At 64.7% G+C, this 21,272-nt stretch carries 18 protein-coding genes; 8 read left to right on the top strand and 10 right to left on the bottom strand.

The window, feature by feature from the left end:
* The first annotated feature begins 14 nt into the window (after positions 1-14).
* On the top strand, positions 15-671 hold the full coding sequence (locus AC05QJ_RS21775) for a CoA transferase subunit B (protein ID WP_476743347.1): 657 nt from the start codon (positions 15-17) through the stop codon (positions 669-671).
* 204 nt (positions 672-875) lie between these two features.
* Here the strand turns inward: AC05QJ_RS21775 and AC05QJ_RS21770 are convergent, their stop codons facing one another.
* Positions 876-1,802 (bottom strand): LysR family transcriptional regulator, encoded by a 927-nt coding sequence (locus AC05QJ_RS21770; RefSeq protein WP_476743346.1) that lies wholly within the window; start codon positions 1,800-1,802, stop codon positions 876-878.
* Positions 1,803-1,940: 138 nt separating this feature from the next.
* Here AC05QJ_RS21770 and AC05QJ_RS21765 point away from each other — a divergent pair, with 138 nt between their 5' ends.
* A complete protein-coding gene (locus AC05QJ_RS21765; protein ID WP_476743345.1) occupies positions 1,941-3,170 on the top strand; it encodes an acyl-CoA dehydrogenase in 1,230 nt (409 codons plus the stop codon).
* 52 nt (positions 3,171-3,222) lie between these two features.
* Here the strand turns inward: AC05QJ_RS21765 and AC05QJ_RS21760 are convergent, their stop codons facing one another.
* From AC05QJ_RS21760 to xthA, 3 genes are all read right to left on the bottom strand, one after another.
* Positions 3,223-4,218, bottom strand: coding sequence for a TerC family protein (locus AC05QJ_RS21760; protein WP_476743344.1), 996 nt, complete (start codon positions 4,216-4,218; stop codon positions 3,223-3,225).
* A gap of 175 nt (positions 4,219-4,393) precedes the next feature.
* Entirely contained in the window at positions 4,394-5,698 is a 1,305-nt protein-coding gene (locus AC05QJ_RS21755) for a substrate-binding domain-containing protein (protein ID WP_476743343.1), read from the bottom strand.
* Between the two features lie 108 nt (positions 5,699-5,806).
* Positions 5,807-6,619 (bottom strand): exodeoxyribonuclease III, encoded by an 813-nt coding sequence (gene xthA, locus AC05QJ_RS21750; protein WP_476743342.1) that lies wholly within the window; start codon positions 6,617-6,619, stop codon positions 5,807-5,809.
* Between the two features lie 202 nt (positions 6,620-6,821).
* Between xthA and AC05QJ_RS21745 the strand changes: the two genes are divergently transcribed.
* From AC05QJ_RS21745 to AC05QJ_RS21735, 3 genes are all read left to right on the top strand, one after another.
* Positions 6,822-7,472: a GNAT family N-acetyltransferase gene (locus AC05QJ_RS21745; RefSeq protein ID WP_476743341.1), complete on the top strand. Its 651-nt coding sequence runs from the start codon at positions 6,822-6,824 to the stop codon at positions 7,470-7,472.
* Positions 7,473-7,538: 66 nt separating this feature from the next.
* Positions 7,539-9,281 carry an autotransporter assembly complex protein TamA gene (locus AC05QJ_RS21740; RefSeq protein ID WP_476743340.1) on the top strand — a complete coding sequence of 581 codons (1,743 nt, stop codon included), beginning with the start codon at positions 7,539-7,541 and terminating at the stop codon, positions 9,279-9,281.
* Positions 9,282-9,298: 17 nt separating this feature from the next.
* Positions 9,299-12,958 (top strand): translocation/assembly module TamB domain-containing protein, encoded by a 3,660-nt coding sequence (locus AC05QJ_RS21735; RefSeq protein WP_476747985.1) that lies wholly within the window; start codon positions 9,299-9,301, stop codon positions 12,956-12,958.
* On the opposite strand, the gene AC05QJ_RS21730 is transcribed toward AC05QJ_RS21735, so the two are convergent.
* The 4 genes from AC05QJ_RS21730 to AC05QJ_RS21715 form a co-directional block, all read right to left on the bottom strand.
* On the bottom strand, positions 12,955-13,518 hold the full coding sequence (locus tag AC05QJ_RS21730; protein WP_476743339.1) for a DUF2589 domain-containing protein: 564 nt from the start codon (positions 13,516-13,518) through the stop codon (positions 12,955-12,957). The genes AC05QJ_RS21735 and AC05QJ_RS21730 overlap by 4 nt on opposite strands.
* A 75-nt stretch (positions 13,519-13,593) precedes the next feature.
* Positions 13,594-14,253: a DUF2589 domain-containing protein gene (locus tag AC05QJ_RS21725; RefSeq protein ID WP_476743338.1), complete on the bottom strand. Its 660-nt coding sequence runs from the start codon at positions 14,251-14,253 to the stop codon at positions 13,594-13,596.
* A gap of 66 nt (positions 14,254-14,319) precedes the next feature.
* A complete protein-coding gene (locus tag AC05QJ_RS21720) occupies positions 14,320-14,700 on the bottom strand; it encodes a Mor transcription activator family protein (protein WP_476743337.1) in 381 nt (126 codons plus the stop codon).
* 302 nt (positions 14,701-15,002) lie between these two features.
* Positions 15,003-15,455, bottom strand: a complete 453-nt coding sequence (locus tag AC05QJ_RS21715) for a hypothetical protein (protein WP_476743336.1) — start codon at positions 15,453-15,455, stop codon at positions 15,003-15,005.
* Positions 15,456-15,616: 161 nt separating this feature from the next.
* Here AC05QJ_RS21715 and AC05QJ_RS21710 point away from each other — a divergent pair, with 161 nt between their 5' ends.
* Positions 15,617-15,805, top strand: a complete 189-nt coding sequence (locus AC05QJ_RS21710; RefSeq protein WP_476743335.1) for a hypothetical protein — start codon at positions 15,617-15,619, stop codon at positions 15,803-15,805.
* A 40-nt stretch (positions 15,806-15,845) separates the two neighbouring features.
* Here the strand turns inward: AC05QJ_RS21710 and AC05QJ_RS21705 are convergent, their stop codons facing one another.
* Positions 15,846-16,229 (bottom strand): fe2+ zn2+ uptake regulation protein, encoded by a 384-nt coding sequence (locus AC05QJ_RS21705; protein WP_476743334.1) that lies wholly within the window; start codon positions 16,227-16,229, stop codon positions 15,846-15,848.
* A 208-nt stretch (positions 16,230-16,437) separates the two neighbouring features.
* Between AC05QJ_RS21705 and pvdQ the strand changes: the two genes are divergently transcribed.
* The gene (gene pvdQ / locus AC05QJ_RS21700; protein ID WP_476743333.1) at positions 16,438-18,768 is read left to right on the top strand and encodes a bifunctional acylase PvdQ; all 2,331 of its coding nucleotides are present in this window, start codon (positions 16,438-16,440) and stop codon (positions 18,766-18,768) included.
* Here the strand turns inward: pvdQ and trhP are convergent.
* Positions 18,765-20,084, bottom strand: a complete 1,320-nt coding sequence (trhP, locus tag AC05QJ_RS21695; RefSeq protein WP_476743332.1) for a prephenate-dependent tRNA uridine(34) hydroxylase TrhP — start codon at positions 20,082-20,084, stop codon at positions 18,765-18,767. The two genes, pvdQ and trhP, sit on opposite strands and share 4 nt — an antisense overlap.
* Positions 20,085-20,206: 122 nt before the next feature.
* On the opposite strand from trhP, the gene AC05QJ_RS21690 reads away from it, so the two are divergent.
* Entirely contained in the window at positions 20,207-21,271 is a 1,065-nt protein-coding gene (locus AC05QJ_RS21690) for an AI-2E family transporter (protein ID WP_476743331.1), read from the top strand.
* The last annotated feature ends 1 nt before the right edge of the window (position 21,272 follow it).

The raw sequence follows: 21,272 nt of genomic DNA, 5'->3' as shown, positions 1-21,272 counted from the left end.
AAGAGATCCTGACCATGGCACTTACCCGCGAACAAATGGCCCAGCGCGTCGCCCGCGAACTCAAGGACGGCTACTACGTCAACCTCGGCATCGGCATTCCGACCCTGGTGGCCAACTATGTCCCGGCGGACATGGACGTGATGCTGCAATCGGAAAACGGCTTGCTCGGCATGGGCGAATTCCCCACCGAAGGCCAGCTCGATGCCGACATGATCAACGCCGGCAAGCAGACCGTGACCGCCCGCCGCGGCGCGTCGATCTTCAACTCGGCCGAATCCTTCGCCATGATCCGCGGCGGCCATGTCGACCTGACCGTGCTCGGTGCGTTCGAGGTGGACGTGGAAGGCAACATCGCCTCCTGGATGATCCCCGGCAAGCTGGTCAAGGGCATGGGCGGCGCGATGGACCTGGTGGCCGGTGCCGAGAACATCATCGTCACCATGACCCACGCGTCCAAGGACGGTGAGTCCAAGCTGCTGCCGCGTTGCAGCCTGCCGCTGACCGGTGCCGGCTGCATCCGCAAGGTGCTGACCGACCTGGCTTACCTGGAGATCGAGAACGGCGCCTTCATCCTGCGCGAGACGGCGCCGGGGGTGAGTGTCGAAGAGATCATCGAGAAGACCGCCGGGAAACTGATCGTGGCCGATGATGTGAAGGAAATGACTTTCTGATCGTGCCGGGCCTCATCGCTGGCAAGCCAGCTCCCACACCACAGCGCTGTTCTGACGATCCGCGATTGCTTGTGGGAGCTGGCTTGCCAGCGATGAGGCCCGACACGCCCTGAATATACCGAGTTGTAAATGCATTCGCGGGACCGGCCCGGGACAAGGAACCACGCACTCCTTGCTCCGGATCGGTCCCGCGATTGTCTTTTCCTAGGCTTTCACGTCCCGCTCATCCTGCGCCACCACCGCCTGGCACAACTCGATCATCTGCTCGCGCATCCAGCGGTTGGCCGGGTCCTGGTCGGTGCTTTCGTGCCAGTACAGGTGGGTTTCCAGCGGCGGCACGTCGGTCACCGGCAGCGCCGCGTAGTTGAGGTTGTGCCGGCGGGCGAAACGCTCCGGCACGGTCATCACCATGTCGGTCTGCTGCAACACCTGCGACGCCATCAGGTAGTGCTGCGAACGCAGCGCGATGCGCCGCTGCAGGCCCATCTTGCCCAGCGCCAGGTCCACGTAGCCCAGGCCATTGCGCCGGCTGGAAATGTGGATGTGGGTCAGGCTCATGTAGTCGTCGAGGCTGATCTTGTCCTTGGCCATGGGATGGCCCTGGCGCATGGCGCAGACATATTTGTCCTGGATCAGCTTGACGTGGCGTACCTGCGGGTCGGTGTTGAGCGGTGCGTCGACGGCGAAGTCGAGGCGGCCGGCGGCCAGCTCCTTGGTGGTCTCGCGGCGCTTGCACAGGAAGCTCTCGATCACCACCGCCGGAGCCAGGCGGCGCAAACGCTGGAACAGCGGCGGCAGGATCACCGCCTCGGTGAGGTCGGTCATGCTGATGCGGAAGGTCTTGTTGGCCTGCAGCGGGTTGAAGATCCGGCTTTCCTGCACCGACACCCGCAGCAGCGACAGCGCATTGCGCACCGGGCCGATGATGTTCTGCGCCATGGGCGTGGGCACCATGCCCTGGGCAGTACGCACGAACAGCGGGTCGTTGAAGGTTTCGCGCAGGCGGGCGAGGGCGTTGGACACCGCCGGCTGGGTGATGCCGACGATCTGCCCGGCGCGGGTCAGGTTGGCTTCGGTGTAGATGGCGTCGAAGACGATGAACAGATTGAGATCGACCTTGCTCAAGTTCATGGGCACTGCTCTTGTTGGCGTTATGGCGAGATCATATATCGGTTATGAATGTTTATACACGCCGAAAATAGACTAGGTGGATTTTGGCCGGTGATCTAGCATCCGTTTCAGATCCCTTTCACGAAGAAGGTACTGCTCATGGATTTCGCTTACTCCCCCAAGGTCCAGGCCCTGCGCGAACGCGTCACCGCGTTCATGGACGCCTACGTCTACCCGGCAGAGCCTGTGTTCGAGCAGCAGGTCGCCGAGGGTGACCGCTGGCAGCCGACGGCGATCATGGAAGAACTGAAGAACAAGGCCAAGGCCGAAGGGCTGTGGAACCTGTTCCTGCCCGAATCGGAACTGGGCGCCGGCCTGACCAACCTGGAGTACGCGCCGCTTGCAGAAATCATGGGCCGTTCGCTGCTGGGGCCGGAGCCATTTAACTGCTCGGCGCCGGACACCGGCAACATGGAAGTGCTGGTGCGCTACGGCAGCGCCGAGCAGAAACGCCAGTGGCTGGAACCACTGCTGCGGGGCGAGATCCGTTCGGCCTTCGCCATGACCGAGCCCGACGTGGCCTCGTCCGACGCCACCAACATGGCCGCCCGTGCCGAGCGCGACGGTGACGAGTGGGTGATCAACGGCCGCAAATGGTGGACCTCCGGTGCCTGCGACCCGCGCTGCAAGGTGATGATCTTCATGGGCCTGAGCAACCCGGAGAATCCGCGTCACCAGCAGCACTCGATGATCCTTGTGCCCACCGATGCGCCGGGGGTGAAGATCGTTCGTCCGCTTCCGGTGTTCGGCTACGACGACGCGCCCCATGGCCACGCCGAAGTGCTGTTCGAGAACGTGCGGGTGCCTTACGAAAACGTGATTCTGGGCGAGGGCCGTGGTTTCGAGATCGCCCAGGGGCGACTCGGCCCGGGGCGTATCCACCACTGCATGCGTTCGATCGGCATGGCCGAGCGGGCGCTGGAACTGATGTGCAAGCGCTCGGTGGAGCGTACGGCCTTCGGCCGGCCGCTGGCACGGTTGGGCGGTAACGTCGACAAGATCGCCGACTCGCGGATGGAGATCGACATGGCGCGCCTGCTGACCCTGAAGGCGGCCTACATGATGGACACCGTGGGCAACAAGGTGGCCCGCAGCGAGATTGCCCAGATCAAGGTAGTGGCGCCGAACGTGGCCCTGAAAGTGATCGACCGGGCGATCCAGATCCACGGCGGCGCCGGGGTTTCCGGGGACTTCCCGCTGGCCTACATGTACGCCATGCAACGCACCCTGCGCCTGGCCGATGGCCCGGACGAAGTGCACCGCGCGGCGATCGGCAAGTACGAGATCGGCAAGTACGTGCCGAAGGAAATGCTGCGCAGCGGTCACTGATCGTCAGGTTCTGGGGGGAACTGGCGAACCAGTTCCCCCCAGGCTGCAGTGATCAGTTCTCCTTCTGCGCGACCTTCTCATCCCGCGTCTTGAACAACGACAACACCACCCCGCCCGCCAGCAAGCCGAAGGTCACGCCCAGCGACAGCAACGCCGGCACCTTGCCGATGAAACCGTGCAGGAAGATCTTGCCGCCGATGAAGATCAGCACCAGCGCCAGCGCGTACTTGAGGTAGACGAAACGGTGCATCAGCGCCGCCAGGGCGAAATACAGCGCCCGCAGGCCGAGGATGGCGAAGATGTTCGAGGTGTAGACGATGAACGGGTCCTGGGTGATGGAGAAGATCGCCGGCACGCTGTCCACGGCGAACACCAGGTCGGCCAGCTCGATCAGCACCAGGGCGAGAAACAGCGGCGTGGCATAGCGGATCGCCTTCGATTGTCCGGCCGGCACCAGGCGTACGAAGAAATGCGCGCCGTGCAACTGGTCGGTCACCCGCATGTGCCGGCGGATGAACTTGATGAAGGGGTTGTTGGCCAGGTCCGGGTGGGCGTCCTCGCGGCTGAACAGCATCTTCACCCCGGTGACCAGCAGGAAGGCGCCGAACACGTAGAGAATCCAGTCGAACTCCTTCACCAGCGCACTGCCGACACCGATCATGATCGCCCGCAGCACCACCACGCCGAGGATGCCCCAGAACAGCACGCGGTGCTGGTAGCGCCGGGGAATGCCGAAGAAACCGAAGATCATCGCCATGACGAACACGTTGTCCATCGACAGCGACTGTTCCACCAGCAGGCCGGTGTAGAACTCCAGCGCGCTCTGGGCGCCGAGTTCGTACCAGATCCAGCCGCCGAACAGGATCCCCACGCTGAAGTAGCCGGCATACAGCAGCAGGCTTTCGCGCATTTCGATTTCGCGCTGGTCGCGGTGCAGCACCCCGAGGTCGAAGACCAGCAGGGCGATGACGATCAGGATGAAGGCCAGCCAGAGCAGGCTGCTGGTGCCGAGGAACTCGGCGCTGAAAAAATCGTATAGAGCTGTCATGAGCCCCTCCGAAGTCGTAGTTGACGAGCAACTGTGACTCCGACATGGCGGTTGGCTGACCGTCAGAGGGGCCCGGCGTCACATCCTCAAGGCTAGTAGCGGATCGGGCGGCGGGACGGACGAGAGCGTTACAAGTTCTTACAGGGCCTTCGGATATTTCCCTCAATACGCTTCTTCAATAGACCCAGGCTTCCACCCGGCGATTGCGGATGCGGCCCTGGGTGTCGGTGTTGGCGGCCACCGGCAGCTCGGCGCCGAGGCCGATGACGTCACGCAGGGTGACGTCGTGCTTCGCCAGTTCGCGACGTACCGCCATGGCCCGCAGGCGCGACAGCAGATCGGCGCGGCGAGCATCGTCCTTGGCGTCGCCGAAGCCCACCAGCACCACTTTGCGGTCGAGCTTGCGGTGCTGTTGCAGGTAGTCCACCAGCCGCTGGATATCCCGCAGCGCCTTGTTGTCGAGGGTGGCGCTGCCTTCCTGGAAACGGAAGTTCACCGACAGCCGCCGCGCCTCGCCGAGCAGGTGGCGATAGCGTGGCGGCAGGTCGGCCTGGGGTTGTTCGCTGAGCGGGCGTACCTGCTGGCCGATGAAGCCGGTGGCGGTGACGATGGCCTGGCCGCGAGGGCTCTGGGTGAACTCCAGCAGGGCTTTGGCCAATGGGTTGTGCTGCGCCGGCGGCAGGTAGAAATACAGGCGGCGGGACAGTGGATAGTCCTCGCTGGCGATCTGCTCCGGGCTGGGCAGCATGGCCCGTGATGCGCCGTCGGCCACTGCCAGCACCCGCGCACCGTGGACGGTGGCCAGGCTGCTGAAACCGATGGCCCCGCGATCGTTGCGCACTGCGTCGGCCAGCTGCTCGCCGGACTCGAAGCGCCGGGCGCTGCCGGCCAGGGCCTGATGGTGGGGATCGAGCACCAGGGTCTTGAAGGTTTCCCAGGTGCCGGAGCGGTCGTCGCGGGCATAGAGCTGGATCGGCCCGCCGCCCACGCCGAGTTCATCCCAGGTGGTGATGCGTCCGGCAAAAATCTGTGCCAGTTGTTCGGTGGTCAGTTGCGGCAGCGGATTGTCCGGGTGCACCAGCACCGCCACGCCATCGAGGCCGATGACCTGCTCGGCCTCGGCGCTGGTGAGGTTCCCCAGGGCCTGGAGTTCGGCCTGCTCGCTGTCCTTGATCGGCCGCGAGGCGGCGGCGAGGTCGGCGGTGCCGTTCTTCAGTGCGGCAAAGCCGGTGCTGGTGCCGTGGGCCGCGATATCGACGCGCTGCACCTGGCCGTGCTGGTCGCTGCCCTGGACCCGCACTTCATTGGCGATTTCTGTGGGCAAAACCTCGATGTCGTGCAGGCCACGCTCTTCCAGCAGACCGCGAACCAGCGCCGGTGCCAGTGCCGCGCCAATGGTGTTGGAACCCTGGATACGCAAGGTGTCGGCGAACGCCTGTGGCGTGAGCAGCAGCAGGAGAAGGGCGCAGAGGCGGGTCATTGCCGGCAGAGACTCTGGAAACAAAGGTGTCGGCAGATTAAGACAGGCAGGTGACCGAAAGATGACAGTCTGGAGGGCGGGGGACCGCGTGGCGATCCCCCGAATGGATCAGCTCAGCTCAAGCCAGATCGGCGCATGGTCCGACGGCTTTTCCATCCCGCGCAGCTCGTAGTCCACGCCTGCGGCCTTCACCCGCGGCAACAGCCCGTGGGAGGCGAGGATCAGGTCGATCCGCAGGCCGCGCTTGGGCGCGTCCTCGAAGCCGCGGCTGCGGTAGTCGAACCAGCTGAACTGATCCACCACTTCCGGGTACAGGTGGCGGAAGCTGTCGGTCAGGCCCCAGTTCTTCAGGCGGGCCATCCACTCGCGCTCCTCGGGCAGGAAACTGCACTTGCCGGTTTTCAGCCAGCGCTTGGCGTTGTCCGGGCCGATGCCGATATCGCAGTCTTCCGGCGAGATGTTCACATCGCCCATGACCACCAGCGGCTGGTCGTTCTTGAACTGGTTTTCCAGCAGCGCCTGCAGGTCGGCGTAGAAACGCTGCTTGGCAGGGAACTTGGTGGGGTGGTCGCGGCTTTCACCCTGGGGGAAGTAGCCGTTCATAATGGTGATGGGGTTGCCCTCAGCGTCGGCGAAGGTGCCCCAGATGAAGCGGCGCTGGGCGTCTTCTTCGTCGGTGGAAAAGCCCTTGAACAGGCTCAGCGGTGCCTGGCGCGAGAGCAGGGCAACGCCGTAGTGGCCTTTCTGGCCGTGGAAGTGCACGTGATAGCCCAGGGCCTGGACTTCGGCCAGCGGGAACTGCTCGTCCGAGACCTTGGTTTCCTGCAGGCCGATGACGTCGGGCTGGTGCTTGTCGATCAACGCCGCCAGTTGATGGGGCCGGGCGCGCAGGCCGTTGATGTTGAACGAGACGATCTTCATGGAAACGGGGTCCTGGGTAAAAGGCTGGATGCTAGCCGACATCGGGGGAGCAGGCCAACCGGTGATGTGGTTGGCGGTGGTCTCATGGCTGCGGTCCGGCTCCAGCGAGCAGTGTCTATACTCCAGCCCAATCAAGAAGGAACGTTGGCGCCGCTCGCGATTCAAAGAGCCATGCCCGACTGCCATCAGGAGATCCGTGTCCATGCCTGAATCCACCCCCGCACCGGCCGAAGTCCGTCTGCTCGACAGCGGCTACAGCCGCGAGGCACGTTCGCTGCTCTATCACGCCTACCGTCACGAACCCACCTACGGCTATCTGTTCGAGTCCGAGCGCGCCGGCTTCGACCAGCGCATCCGGGCGCTGGTGCGCGAGCGGGTACGTCAGCATTTCTTCCAGGAGCAACCGGCAATCGGCCTGCTGGTGGATGATCGGCTGATCGGTATTGCCCTGATCTCGCCGCCGGTGCGCCGGCTGGGGGTTACCGAAAGCTGGGCCTGGCGCATGCGCATGGTGCTTTCCACCGGTTTTCGCTGCACCCGTCGCTACCTCGACTACCGAGCCGCGCTCATTGCCTGCCTGCCCGGCGATGCCGTGCACGTATTGCCGATGCTGGGTATCCACCCGCAATTCCAGGGCCGGCACTACGGCGAGCAACTGCTGGCAGCGGTGCACGATTGGTGCGCCGAGGACGAAAACTCCCACGGTGTGGTGCTGGACACCGGCAACGAGCATTACCTGGCGTTCTACCAGCGTCAGGGTTATGAGGAGATCGGCGAGATCGCCGTCGGGCCGATCCGCGAGCATGTGTTCTTTCACCCGGGCCCGCAGCGGCTCGATCTGGCCCGGGCGTGACGCAGGCTTGATCCAGACGGTTTTCGGGTTCCAGCCTTTCGCCCGGCTCTGGTAGCATCCGCGCCTATGACGTATTCAGGACGCTTCACCTGCGGTTTGATCCTGTGCCTGGCCAGCAGCTTCGCGGCTGCGGCGCCCAGTGAACTGGTCATCCGCATCAAACCCGCCAACAACGACCTCAAGGCCAACGTCGAGGGCTATATCGGCAGCCTCGGCGAGCGTGACGAAGAAGCGCTGTTGCGCTTCAGCCGCGGTGCCGAGGAACAGGCGCGCAAGGCCGCCCAGGCGCTGGGTTACTACCAGGCGCAGATCGACAGCGAGGTGCTGCCACCCCGCGCCGACGACAAGGGCCCGCGCCTGCGCCTGAACATCGAGCCCGGCGAGCCGATCCGGTTGCGCAATGTCAGCGTGCGCATCGAAGGCCCGGCCAGCCAGCTCAAGTCCTTCCGGATCCCCGACAGCCGCGCGCTGCGCAGCGGCGAAGTGCTCAACCACGGGCACTACGAAGACGCCAAGCGACTGATCCAGAACCAGGCCTCGCGCTACGGTTTCTTCAAGGGGCATTTCACCCGCAATCGCCTGGCCGTGGACCCGGCCGCCGGGGTTGCGGACATCGAACTGGTCTACGACAGCGGCCCGCGCTACAGCCTGGGCCGCGTGCAGTTCGAAGGCGACGCGCCGTTCGACGATGACCTGCTGCAGCGCATGGTGCCATTCAAGGAAGGTACCCCCTACGATTCCGAACTGATCGCCGAACTCAACAACGCCCTGCAGTCCAGCGGCTACTTCGAAGGCGTGCGCGTCGATGCCGCGCCGACCGCCGCAGTGGGGCAGAGCATCCCCGTGGATGTCCAGTTGCAGACCCGCAAGCCGCGGACCATGAGCCTGGGCCTCGGCTTCTCGACCGACGTCGGTCCTCGTGGCAAGGCCGGCTGGACCCGCCACTGGGTCAATCCCCAGGGGCACAGCTACGGCATCGAGACCGAGCTGTCGGCGCCCCGGCAGAACGTCGGCCTGTGGTACGACGTGCCCCTCGATCCGCCGCTTACCGACAAGCTGCGCTACGCCGGTGGCTATCAATATGAAGAGATCGCCGGCACCGATACCCTCAGCAAGCTGCTGACGGTCGGCCCGGAGTGGCACAGCAAGTTGCCCAGCGGCTGGCAGCGGGTGGTGTCGCTGAAATGGCAGCGCGAGGAGTATCGCCTCGGCGACGACTCCGGCCTCAGCACCCTGTTGATGCCGGGCGTCAGCTACACCTACCTGCGCAGCGACAACCGCATTGACCCGCACAACGGCTACCGCCTGCAATTCGACGTGCGGGTGGCCAAGGAAGGACTGTTGTCCGACACCAACCTGCTCAACGGCACGGTGCTGCTCAAGGGCCTCACCACCGTGGCGCAGAATCATCGTTTCCTCGGCCGGGTGCAATTCGGCGGCAGTGCCACCAACGGCTACAAGTCGGTACCGCCGTCGCTGCGCTTCTTCGCCGGTGGCGACCAGAGCGTGCGTGGCTACGATTACCAGACCCTGTCGCCGACCAACAGCGATGGCGACCGCATCGGCGGCCGCTACATGGTTGCCGGCAGTGCCGAGTACCAGTACCAGATCGCCGACAAGTGGCGGCTGGCGACCTTCGTCGACCAGGGCAACGCCTTCAACAACCTCGAATTCCCCAGTCTCAAGACCGGCGTCGGTTTTGGCGTGCGCTGGGTGTCGCCGGTGGGCCCGCTGCGCCTGGACCTGGCCAAGGCGCTGGATGACGACGGCGGAATTCGCTTGCACTTCTCGATGGGGCCGGAGCTTTGAAGCAGGTATCGAAATGGATTGCGATCAGCCTGTTCGCGTTGCTGGTTCTGCTGCTCGTGACGCTGGGGCTGGTGCTCGGCACCCAGGCCGGCAGCCGCTGGGCGCTGGGGCTGGTACCGGGTCTGGAGGTGGACGGCTTCCAGGGTACCCTCGCCGGACAATGGCAGGCAAAGACCCTGGTCTGGCAGAGCGGCGGCGACCGCGTCGAACTGGTGGCGCCGCTGCTGGAGTGGACGCCGGGTTGTCTGCTGCGCCGTACCCTGTGCGTGGACAAACTGCATGCCGCCCAGGTCGAACTGACCTTCGCTCCGACTGAAACCGACCCGGACAGCGGCCCGCTGAAACTCCCCGAACTGGACCTGCCACTGGCCATCGAGCTGGGCGAAGTGCAGGTCGGCACGTTGCGCCTGGACGGTGCCGAACAGCTAAGCGGCCTGACGCTCGCCGCCCACTGGACCCGCGACGGGCTGAAGATCGACAGCCTCGACCTCAAGCGTGAAGACATCCACCTGACGCTCCAGGGGCTGCTGCAACCGGGCGGCGACTGGCCGGTGCAAGCCGAAGGGCAGTTGCAACTGCCACCCGTGGACGGTCAGCCCTGGCAACTGGCATTGCAGGTCAAGGGCGAGTTGCAGAACAGCCTCGATCTGCTGGCCGACAGCAGCGGTTATCTGCAAGGTCGTCTCAGCGGTCAGTTGCAGCCGCTGGCCGAAAACCTGCCGGCGCAGGTGCGCCTGAGCGCCACCGGCTTCAAGGCGGCGGACAGCCTGCCGGATACCCTGCGTTTCGAACAGCTTGAACTCACCGCCCATGGCGACCTCAAGGCCGGCTATCAACTGATCGGCGCCGGTAACCTGGCGGCAGAGCAGGGGCCTGTCAACCTGGCCTTGCGCGGGAAGGTCGATGCCAGGGGCGCCGAGGTGGCCGGCCTCGACCTGACCGCCACCCCCGAGCAACGCCTGGCCCTGACCGCCAGTGCCAACTGGGAACAGGCGCTGACCGCCAAGGCCACCCTGGATTGGCAGGACTTCCCCTGGCTGCGCCTTTATCCGCTGGAGCAACCGCCACAGGTTCAGTTACGTCGGCTCAAGGCCCAGGTGCAGTACAACGACGGCAACTACGAAGGCGATTTCGCCGGAGACCTCGATGGCCCGGCCGGTGCGTTCAAACTGAGCAGCCCGTTCAAGGGCGATCTGGGCAAGGTCAGCCTGCCGCAACTGGTGCTGGAAGCCGGGCAGGGCAAGGCGGCCGGCAGTGTCAGTGTCGCCTTCGCCGACGGCGTGGCCTGGGACGCGGCACTGGATCTGTCGCAACTGAACCCGGCCTACTGGCTGGCAGAGATGCCCGGCACGCTCGCCGGACCGCTGCGCAGCAAGGGCGAAGTGAAGAACGAAAAGCTCAGCCTGAATGCCGATCTCGACCTCAAGGGCCGTCTGCGCGGCCAGCCGGCAGTGCTCCAGCTCAAGGCCGAAGGCGCCGGCGAGCAATGGACCCTGGGGACGCTTCAGGTACGCCTGGGCGACAACCAGATTGTCGGCAGCGGCAGCCTGCAACAACGCCTCGCCGGGCAGATCGACCTCAACCTGCCACGTCTCGGTCAGCTCTGGCCGCAATTGCAGGGCCAGATCAAGGGCCGGCTCGACGTGGCCGGGACGCTCCAGGCGCCACAAGGCCAGTTGAAACTGCAAGGGCAGCAACTGATCCAGGCAGACAATCGCCTGCAGGCACTTACTCTCGACGCCCGTCTCGATGGCAACCAGAAAGCCCTGATCGACCTCACGGCCAGCGGTATCCGCGCTGGCGAGACCGCCCTGGGCACGCTGACGGCCAAGGGGCAGGGCGATATCCGCCAGCAGCAACTGGACCTGGCGCTGGAGGGGCCGCAACTCAAGCTCGACCTTGGCCTCGACGGTCAGTGGGACAAGGTCAAGGGCAACTGGCGTGGCCGTCTGGCCAAGGGCGAGGTCCAGGCCGGTGGCCAGGACTGGCGTCTGCAGGCTCCGGCCACGCTGCAACGGCTGGCCAATGGGCAGATCGACTTTGGTGCCCACTGCTGGCGCTCCGGCCCTGCCAGTCTGTGCGGCGACGAGCAGCGTCTGGCACCCGACCCGCGCATCCGCTACCACCTCAAGCAATTCCCGCTGCAGAGCCTGGCGCAATGGCTGCCCAAGGACTTCGCCTGGCAGGGCCAGCTCAATGCCGATATCAATCTCGATCTGCCGGCCAATGGCCCGAAAGGTACGGTGCAGGTGGATGCCAGTGGCGGCACCCTGCGTATCCGCGAGAAAGGCCAGTGGGTTGATTTCCCTTATCAAACCCTGCGTCTGGACAGCACCCTGGGCCCGCGCCGTGTCGATACCCGCGTCGATTTTCGCGGCGGGCGGCTGGGTGAGTTGAGCCTGTTCGCACGTATCGATCCGGTGGCGCGCAACAAGCCCCTGAGCGGCGACTTCCGCCTCAGCGGTCTGGACGTGGCGGTGGCCCGTCCGTTTCTGCCGATGGTCGAGCGGCTGGCCGGGCAACTGAATGGCAGCGGGCAGATTTCCGGTACGCTGCTGGCGCCACTGGTCAATGGCAATCTGGTGCTGTCGGGCGGCGAGGTGGCGGGCGCCGAATTGCCGGTCAGTCTGGAAGGCCTGACGCTGCGGGCGCTGATCGCCGGTGAGCAGGTGCAACTTTCCGGTGACTGGCGCAGCGGCGAGGCGGGGCAAGGGCACTTGAGCGGCGAGATCGGCTGGGGCCGGGCACTGGCGGTGGACCTGGCGCTGCAAGGCCAGCGCCTGCCGGTCAACGTCGAACCCTACGCCGCGCTGGAAGTGGCGCCGGACCTGAAGATCAGCCTGCAGGGCGAGCGCCTGGCGGTGACCGGCAAGGTGCTGGTGCCCAAGGGCAAGATCACCGTGCGCGAATTGCCGCCGTCCACCGTCAAGGTCTCCGAGGACACGGTGATCGTCGGGCACCAGACCGAGGAAGGCAAAGCGCCGATGCAGGTGGCGATGGATGTCGATGTCCAGGTGGGGCAGGAGAAGCTCTCGTTCAGCGGTTTCGGTCTCACCGCGAACCTGCTCGGCCATGTGCATATCGGCGATAACCTCGATACTCGCGGTGAACTCAGTCTGGCCGACGGCCGTTACCGCGCCTATGGCCAGCGTCTGACCATCCGCCGCGCCCGCCTGTTGTTCGCAGGCCCCATCGATCAGCCGTACCTGGATATCGAGGCAATCCGCAAGACCGATGACGTGATTGCCGGCATCCGCCTCAGCGGCAGCGCTGAACAGCCGACCACCCAGGTGTTCTCCGAACCGGCCATGAGCCAGGAACAGGCACTGTCCTACCTGGTGCTCGGCCGTCCGCTGAGCACCACGGGCGAAGACAACAACATGCTGGCACAGGCGGCGTTGGGTCTGGGGCTGGCGGGCAGTGCCGGCATCACCGGCAGCCTGGCGTCGAGCCTGGGCATCGAAGACTTCCAGCTCGATACCGAAGGCAGCGGCAACAGCACCAGCGTGGTGGCCAGCGGCAACCTGACCGAGAAACTGAGCCTGCGCTATGGGGTCGGGGTGTTCGAGCCGGCCAATACCATTGCCCTGCGCTACATGCTCAGCAAGCGACTGTACCTGGAGGCGGCCAGTGGCCTGGCCAGCTCGCTGGACATTTTCTACAAGCGGGATTTCTAGCGCACGGTGGCAGCGTCGATGAATTCGTTGCTGGACGGCGGGGGCTCGTCAGGAGGCGTGGGACGGCGTGCCGGCGAGATCAGGTGCGTGTACTCCTCGATCAAGCGGTTCAGCGCCTCTGGTGGCTCACAGGCCTGGAACTGCATGCGGATCTGCACTTCGTCAGGGTCACGGGCCTCGCCCTGGCGGCGCGTTTGCTGGCCGACCTTGACGAAGAACCGCTGGTGGCTGGCATCCGGGCACGATTCCCGGGCCGGGCGCGTGTTCTGAACCTTCACCGACAAGTCCACCTGCATTCGCTCCAGGGCCAGCCCTCGGGGGGCGACCAGGGCGATGAGCGGAATTTTCAGCTTGTGCTGGTCATCCACCGCCACCTCCACCATTTTGGCTTTCATCGGCGTGCCCAGCGCTTGCGGGTCATAGTCGAAGAACTGGTCGAACAGGCGAATGTACTGCTGGGCTATCAGGCTGGTAGTGGCGGATGCGGCCTCCTGCAGGCCGCGGGTGATCTCGCACAGGTCGCTGGAAGCGAGGGGTTCCTTGGGCGGGTGTTGGTCCATGGGCGACGTTCCTTATCCGGCTGACGGGAGGCCCCGCCGACGAGGCGGGGCGGGTAGCGGGCGATCGCCGAGGCGTCAGGCCTGTGGCGGTTGTTGGCCTTGTCGTTCCTTGTTCGGGTCGGGCAACTTGTTGTCGGCGGGCAGGTTGTCTTTGTCGCGGACCTCGGTATTGGCCAGCGTGATGGGTTTGGTGGCGGCATCGGTCAGGAATTCGATGACCCTCATCAGCGCTTCGGGTGGGTCCTGACGCCGGACCCGGGTGCTGATCGCGTAGCGGGCGCGGGTATCGGTCTTGCGGGTCTGGGCAGACTTGTGGCTCACCTGGCCGCGCACATCCACCTTGAACGGGCCCCAGCCCAGCGAGGCGCCGAACTCCAGCGAGCCTGCCGTTTCGCTGCTGCTTTCGGCTTGCTGGCTGATGGTCAGCTCGAAGTCGATGGTGCCTTCCTCGATCGCGATGTTGGGGTGGGAGACCGCCGCCAGCAGCGGAATCTGCATCTTGCGTGAAACGGTTCCCTTGTAGAGGCCTTGCTCGTCGGTCAGGGCTTCGTCGTAGTCGAACTGGATGGCGACAGCCTTGCCGTCCTGGATGCAGACGCCCATCAGGAAGTCGGCGTAGGATTTGCTGGCCGTGACCTGGGCCTGGATCATGGCCTGCAAGGGGCCGGAGATCATCCGGTCCAGGGGAAGGGCGTTCATCACCGAGCCTATGAGGCCGTTGTCGATAGTAGCCATTTAGAATGTCCTTTTCGGGTTGCGCGTGATCAGCGCGGGTATGCCAGGTGCGGCAACGTTCAGGGGTCAGTGGGCTTGCGCCTCCTGACGGCGGATGTTGCCGATCTGGCGCAGGCTAAGGCCGTACTTGTTGGCCAGGACGCTGCGCGAGAGTCCGTTGGAGCTCTCTTGCTGGATACGCTGGTTGCGTAGCTGACGGTTGAAGTGATCGCACTTGGGAATTTCCAGTGCCATGCCGGCATAGCGCTGGATCAGGGCTGCGAGGGCTTCTGGCGGGAGGATCTCCGCCAGGGAGGTGCGCTCGCTGTGCTTGGGAATGTACTTGGGCCGTCCGCCATAGATGCTGGTCAGGCGATAGGCATGTTCGATGCCGATACAGTCGATGAGCATCCGCAGTGATTGCGGAAGTTGCTCGATGTCGATTCGCTTCAGTTCACAGGGTTGCATGATGACTTCCTTGTTGGCGTGGAGAGCAAAGGTTGGCCACTGGGTCGGGTCCTGCCGGGCTGGGACGTGCGCTCGATGCAAAGCGCGTGGGGCGCGGGCCTGATCAACTGGCGTGTCACGATTCTCGGCCAGCAGACCCACTGCCGCTAGGTGACAAGCGGGTCATAGTTGGTAGCCAACAAGTCAAAGCCTTGTAAGTTTTCTGGTAGGGCGAGGTAGGCTGGCACGCCGTTTTTTTTTGCAGGTCGCGCCAGTGCGGCATGTCAGCCGTCAGGGCTGTCGCGAGGGTTGGAAACACTGCCTCAAGGACAGGGTTTGCTTAAGAGCAGGCTGACCTGGCCCATGTGAGTGCCACTGGACTGGTTTTGCGCAAGGGTGCGCCAGTCGACCCACAGGCAGATGGCGCTGAGGGCCGCCCCCTTGTCCATGCCCAGTACCTGAGGCTGGAAATCGCGTCGATACAGGGCCTGTGTGGTGCCTTCCGGGGTGACGGAGTCGGCGTGGCTGAGGGTGGCGCGCACGTGCTCGGCGATCTGCGGGTGGCTGAGGGTGAAGTGGGGGGTATCGCCTGGCGTCAGGTGTCTGGCATCACGGGTGCGTTGCCAGAGCTGCTGCCATTGACTGCTGCCGGCGCTGGTGGCGAGGGTCGCGCCGAGGGCGCGCAGGCTGGATTCGGACTGGTTTTCGGTATTCAGTGCGTGACTGTCGAGTGTGGCGAGCAGCGCGAGGCTGGCGAACAGCATACGGATAGGCATGGGGTTGGCTCCTGAAAAGGGCGCGGGGCCCGGCGCCTGCCATGCTTGCAATTGTCCGTGGTCTAAAAAACCGGGAAAACATCCTCTGCCAGAAGACGGCGAGGTATCATGGCGCCCGGCCATTTCCGGGCCGTCACCACAGCTGTCGCAAGGATTTTCCAATGACTCAAGGGCAACGCCTGAAATACTCGGTCCTGATGACCCTCGTCGTACTGGCCTCGATGCTGGGCCTTTCCTGGCTGCAGAACCAGGGCGTGATCAGCGAGAAGCAGTTCCAGTACATCGCCATGGGCATTGCCGTGGTCTTCGTGGTCATCAACGGCATCATGCGCCGCAAGGTCAAGCCCTGAGGCATGAGGCCAGGGCGGCCGGCGAATGCCGGCCGATCGCTCAACGGGCCTGCTCGAGAACCGCACGGGCCTGGGGGTTGAGGCTGTAGCATTTGTCGCTGCCCATGCTGATCACGCCTTCGACGCACAGGCGCTTGAGCACCTCGCGCACGCTCAGGAACGACAGCGGGATGTCGAGCTTTTCCAGTTGGCTGTGGATGCCCCGCACACCGATGCTGCGGCCATCACGGTCAGCCATGTGCAAGGCGTCGATGACCTTGAGGCGGATCAGGCTGGTGCGCAGGCCGAACACCCGCAGCAGCTCGCGGATCTGTTCGTTGCCGGCGCGCTCCTCGGTTTCCGGGGCCGGGTTCTTGACCTGCAGCGGGGCGTTGACCTTGCGTCTGTAACGCAGCGGCTGAGTCGGTTGTTGCTGGTTATACATACGAAAAACTCCCTTTTCAGAGCCTGTCTGTCCTGCGTTCAAATGACGCTCTCAATCTATAAGACGAATGAGCGCCGCAAATCTGCAACTTTCACGGAAAAAAATTCCGTGTTCTTACCTGTAACGAAGCAGGAGCCGCTTTACCGTAAATTTTTCATCTGGACTTCGTTCATTCAGGATGCCCCCATCCTGATCGGCAGGAGTCCGCGTGATCACCTTCTCTTCCTTTTCCAGATGTTGCATTGCCACCGTACTGATGGGTCTGAGCCTGTCTGCCGGGGCCGAGCCGCATGCCGAAATCCGCCGCACCACGTTCGGTGTGCCGCACATCCTTGCCAGCGACGATCGCGGGCTGGGCTACGGCATCGGTTACGCCTACGGGCAAGACAACCTGTGTCTGCTGTCCAGCGAAGTGCTGACGGTGAACGGCCAGCGTTCGCGGTTTTTCGGTCCTGAAGAGAAGACGCTGGAGCAGCGGGAAAACCTCACCAGCGATCTCTTTTTCACCTGGCTCAATACGCCGACGGCCGTTTCGGCCTTCTGGCAGGCACAGCCGGCGCCGATCCAGGCACTGCTCGAGGGCTATGCCGACGGTTTCAATCGCGCTCTGGCGCAGCGCAAGGCCGAGGGCCTGCCCGAGGAATGCTGGGACGCTGAATGGCTGCGGCCGATCACGGCATTCGACCTGGTCAAGCTGACCCGGCGCCTGCTGGCAGAGGGTGGTGTGGGCCAGTTCGCCGAGGCCGTGGTGGGTGCCACGCCGCCGACGGCGGCCGCGGTCCGGCAGTCAACGAAGGACTTCTCGCTCGCCCTGGCGCGCCAGCAACGCTTTGCCCTGGAGCGAGGCAGCAATGCCGTGGCGGTGGGGCGCGAGCGTTCCGTCAACGGGCGCGGCCTGTTGCTGGCCAACCCGCATTTCCCCTGGAGCGGCGGCATGCGCTTCTACCAGATGCACCTGACCATTCCCGGCCAGCTGGATGTGATGGGGGCCGCGCTGCCGGGGTTGCCCGTGGTGAATATCGGCTTCAACCGTCATCTGGCCTGGACCCACACCGTCGACACCTCACGGCATTTCACCTTGCATCGCCTGCAACTGGACCCGCAGAACGCCACCCGCTACCTGTTCGACGGTCAGTCGCTGCCGCTCGAGCGGCAGGCGCTGAGCGTTACGGTGAAGGGTGCGGACGGCCAGTTGCACGAGGTTAGCCGGGAGATCTTCAGCAGCCGTTTCGGGCCGGTGGTGCAGTGGCCTGGACGCCTGGACTGGACCCCGCACATGGCATTCAGCCTGCAGGATGCCAACCTCGGCAACACCCGGGTGCTGCAGCAGTGGCACGCCATCAACCAGGCCGACAGCCTCGCCGCCTTGCAGGCCTCGGTACAGCGCCTGCAGGGCATTCCCTGGGTCAACACCCTGGCGACCGACGCCGGCGGCCAGACCCTGTACCTGAACCAGTCGGTGGTGCCCTATGTCGATGCCGAACTGCTCAAGCAGTGCAGCGATCCGGCGGCAGGGCTGGAGATGATCGTGCTCGACGGCTCGCGTAGCGCCTGCAACTGGAAGGTCGATGCACGGGCGGCGCAGCCCGGCATTTTCCCGGTGCAACTGCAGCCGCAGTTGAGCCGTGAGGACTTTGTCCAGCATTCCAACGACAGCGCCTGGCTGGTCAACCCGGCGCAACCGCAAACCGGTTTCTCGCCGCTGGTCAGCCGCGATGGACTGCCGCTGGGTCCACGTACCCGCTTCGCCCTGACCCGCCTGGAGCAGCCGGGCAAGCTCGGCGCCGAAGACCTCAAGCACATGGTCATGGACGATCAGGTCTATCTGGCCGACGTGCTGCTGCCAGACCTGCTCAAGTGGTGCGCGGGGGCAGGCGACGAGGCATCGATCAAGGCCGTCTGCGCCAGTCTGGCGAGCTGGGACGGCCGGGCCGGTCTCGACAGCGGGCTGGGCTTCGTGCACTTCAAGTTCATCGTCCAGGCGCTGCTGGAAGAGGGCGGGTTCTGGCGAGTGGCGTTCAACCCGGCCGATCCCTGGTATACACCGCGTGGCCTGGCCTGGGAGCGGGCGGAGGTTGCCGCGGGCTTGCGCGAAGCGGTGCGGGCGTCGGCGGCGAACGTGGCCGAGGCGGGTCTGTCTGCCGAGAGTACCTGGGGCCAGATCCAGCAGGCTGCCGACGGCACGCCGATCCATGGCGGGCCGGCCAATCTTGGTGTGTACAACGCGATCCAGAGCATGCCGGTAGCGCCGGGCAAGCGCCTGGTGGTCAGTGGTACCAGCTACCTGCAACTGGTGACCTTCGACGATCAGGGACCCAAGGCCGAAGGCCTGCTGGTGTTTTCCCAGTCCAGCGAGGCCGCTTCGCCCCATGCCAGTGACCAGACCCGCGCCTTCTCCGCCCGGCAGTGGTACCCGACGCCTTTCACCGAGGCGCAGATCAAGGCTGACCCGCAGTACCGCGCGCAGGTGATCCGCGCCGACGACCAGAAGGGGCTGGCGGCGCAGCGTGAGGCTGCCGGCCAGGCGCCGCGTGGTTAAGCGTTGACGTCGCGCATCAGCAAGCCGAAGGCCAGGTCCGCCTGTTCGGGGACGGGCAGGTAGACGGTGTGGCCATCGCCGGGGGCGACCTGGATCGGCTGGCCCTTGCGGTCCCGCAGCTCGGAAAGGTCGAAGTGAAAGTTGCCGCCCGGGGTCATCAGCTCGAGGTGATCGCCGACGGCGAAGCGGTTTTTCACCTGAACTTCCGCCAGACCCTCGACCCGCCCGCCAGTCAGCTCGCCGACGAATTGCTGGCGATCGGAGACCGAGTTGCCGCGCTGGTAGTTCTGGTACTCGTCATGCACATGGCGACGCAGGAAGCCTTCGGTGTAGCCGCGCTGGGCCAGTGACTCCAGGTCGAGCATCAGCGAGCGGTCGAAGTCGCGACCGGCCACGGCGTCATCGATGGCCTGGCGATAGACCTGGGTGGTGCGGGCGCAGTAGAAGTGCGACTTGGTTCGTCCCTCGATCTTCAGCGAGTGCACGCCCATGCGCGTCAGTCGCTCGACGTGCTGCACGGCGCGCAGGTCCTTGGCATTCATGATGTAGGTGCCGTGCTCATCTTCGAACGCCGGCATGTCCTCGTCCGGACGATTGCTTTCCTGCAGCAGGAATACCTGCTCGGTGGGCGCGCCGATACCCAGGGTCGGGTCCACTTCCCGGACGATCTCGCCGGTTTCGTTTTCGGTCGCCTCGCTGGCGGTGTATTTCCAGCGACAGGCGTTGGTGCAGCTGCCCTGGTTGGCATCGCGGCGATTGAGGTAGCCAGACAGCAGGCAGCGGCCGGAGTAGGCCATGCACAGGGCGCCGTGGACGAACACCTCCAGCTCCATCTCCGGCACTTGCTGGCGAATTTCCTCGATTTCTTCCAGCGACAGCTCCCGCGACAGGATCACCCGGGTCAGGCCCAGGCTCTTCCAGAACGCCACGCTGGCCCAGTTCACGGTGTTGGCCTGCACCGAGAGGTGGATCGGCATCGCCGGAAAGTGCTGGCGCACCAGCATGATCAGGCCTGGGTCAGACATGATCAGGGCATCCGGGGCCATGGCGATCACCGGTTCCAGGTCTTTCAGGAAGGTTTTCAGCTTGGCGCTGTGCGGGGCGATATTGACCACCACGTAGAACTGCTTGCCCTGGGCCTGGGCTTCCTTGATGCCGAGCGCCAGGTTGGCATGGTCGAACTCGTTGTTGCGCACCCGCAGGCTGTAGCGTGGCTGGCCGGCGTACACCGCGTCGGCGCCGTAGGCGAAGGCGTAGCGCATGTTCTTCAGGGTGCCGGCGGGGGCGAGCAGTTCGGGCTTGGTCAGTTCGGTCATGATCGGGTCGGGGCAAAAGGCGCGGATGCTACGCCAGTGCCGTCCTGGATTTATTGATCTGGAGCAAGGGCACTTTCTTCGAGGCGCCGTGCACTAATGCTCAGGACGCAAAAGGAGTGCACATGAGCGAAACGGCGGTTCAAAAGAAAACCCTGGTCGGGTTGCTGGTACTGGTGACCCTGGCCTTCATCTGGATTCTCCTGCCGTACTACGGCGCTGTGTTCTGGGCGGTGATCCTCGGCATTCTCTTCGCGCCGATGCAGCGGCGCCTGGTGCTGCGCCTGAGCCAGCGGCGCAACCTGGCGGCGGGCCTGACCCTGCTGACCTGCCTGCTGATCGCGGTGTTGCCGATGATCATCGTCAGCGGCCTGCTGGTGCAGGAAGGGTCGACGCTGTACAAGCGCATCGAAAGCGGCGAGCTGGACATCGCCGGCTACATCGAACACTTCAAGGACGTGTTGCCGCCGTTCCTGCAGAACGGCCTGGAGCGCATGGGCATCGGTGACCTGGCGGGACTGAGGGACAAGATCGCCAAGGGGGCCATGGAAGGCAGTCAGTTCTTCGCCAGCCAGGCCTACAGCTTCGGCCAGAGTACCTTCGAGCTGCTGGTGAGCCTTGGCGTGATGCTGTACCTGGTGTTCTTTTTCCTGCGTGACGGGCCGGAGCTGGTGCGTCGCATCCGTCAGGCGATTCCCCTGGCCGAGCAGCAGAAGCGTCGGCTGCAACTGAAGTTCAACCGCGTGGTGCGGGCGACGGTCAAGGGCAATCTGCTGGTGGCCATCGCCCAGGGTGCGCTGGGCGGGCTGATCTTCTGGATCCTGGATGTGCCGAGCCCCTTGCTGTGGGCGGTGCTGATGGCGTTCCTGTCGCTGCTGCCGGCGGTGGGCGCGGGCATCGTCTGGGCGCCGGTGGCGGTGTACTTCCTGTTCAGCGGCGCGGTATGGCAGGGCGTGGTGCTGATCGCGTTCGGCGTGGGCGTGATCGGTCTGGTAGACAACCTGCTGCGGCCCTTGCTGGTGGGCAAGGACACGCGGATGCCCGATTACCTGGTGCTGGTCTCGACCCTGGGCGGGCTGGCGGTATTCGGCATCAACGGCTTCGTGATCGGGCCGTTGATTGCCGCGCTGTTCCTGTCGAGCTGGGATATCTATATGGGGACGCGCCCTCAGGTGCAGTTGCCGCCGTGAG

The organism is Pseudomonas sp. TUM25319 (genome assembly GCF_056388475.1).
Note: the sequence above shows the minus strand (reverse complement) of the source record. Positions and strands in the feature narration are given on the sequence as shown.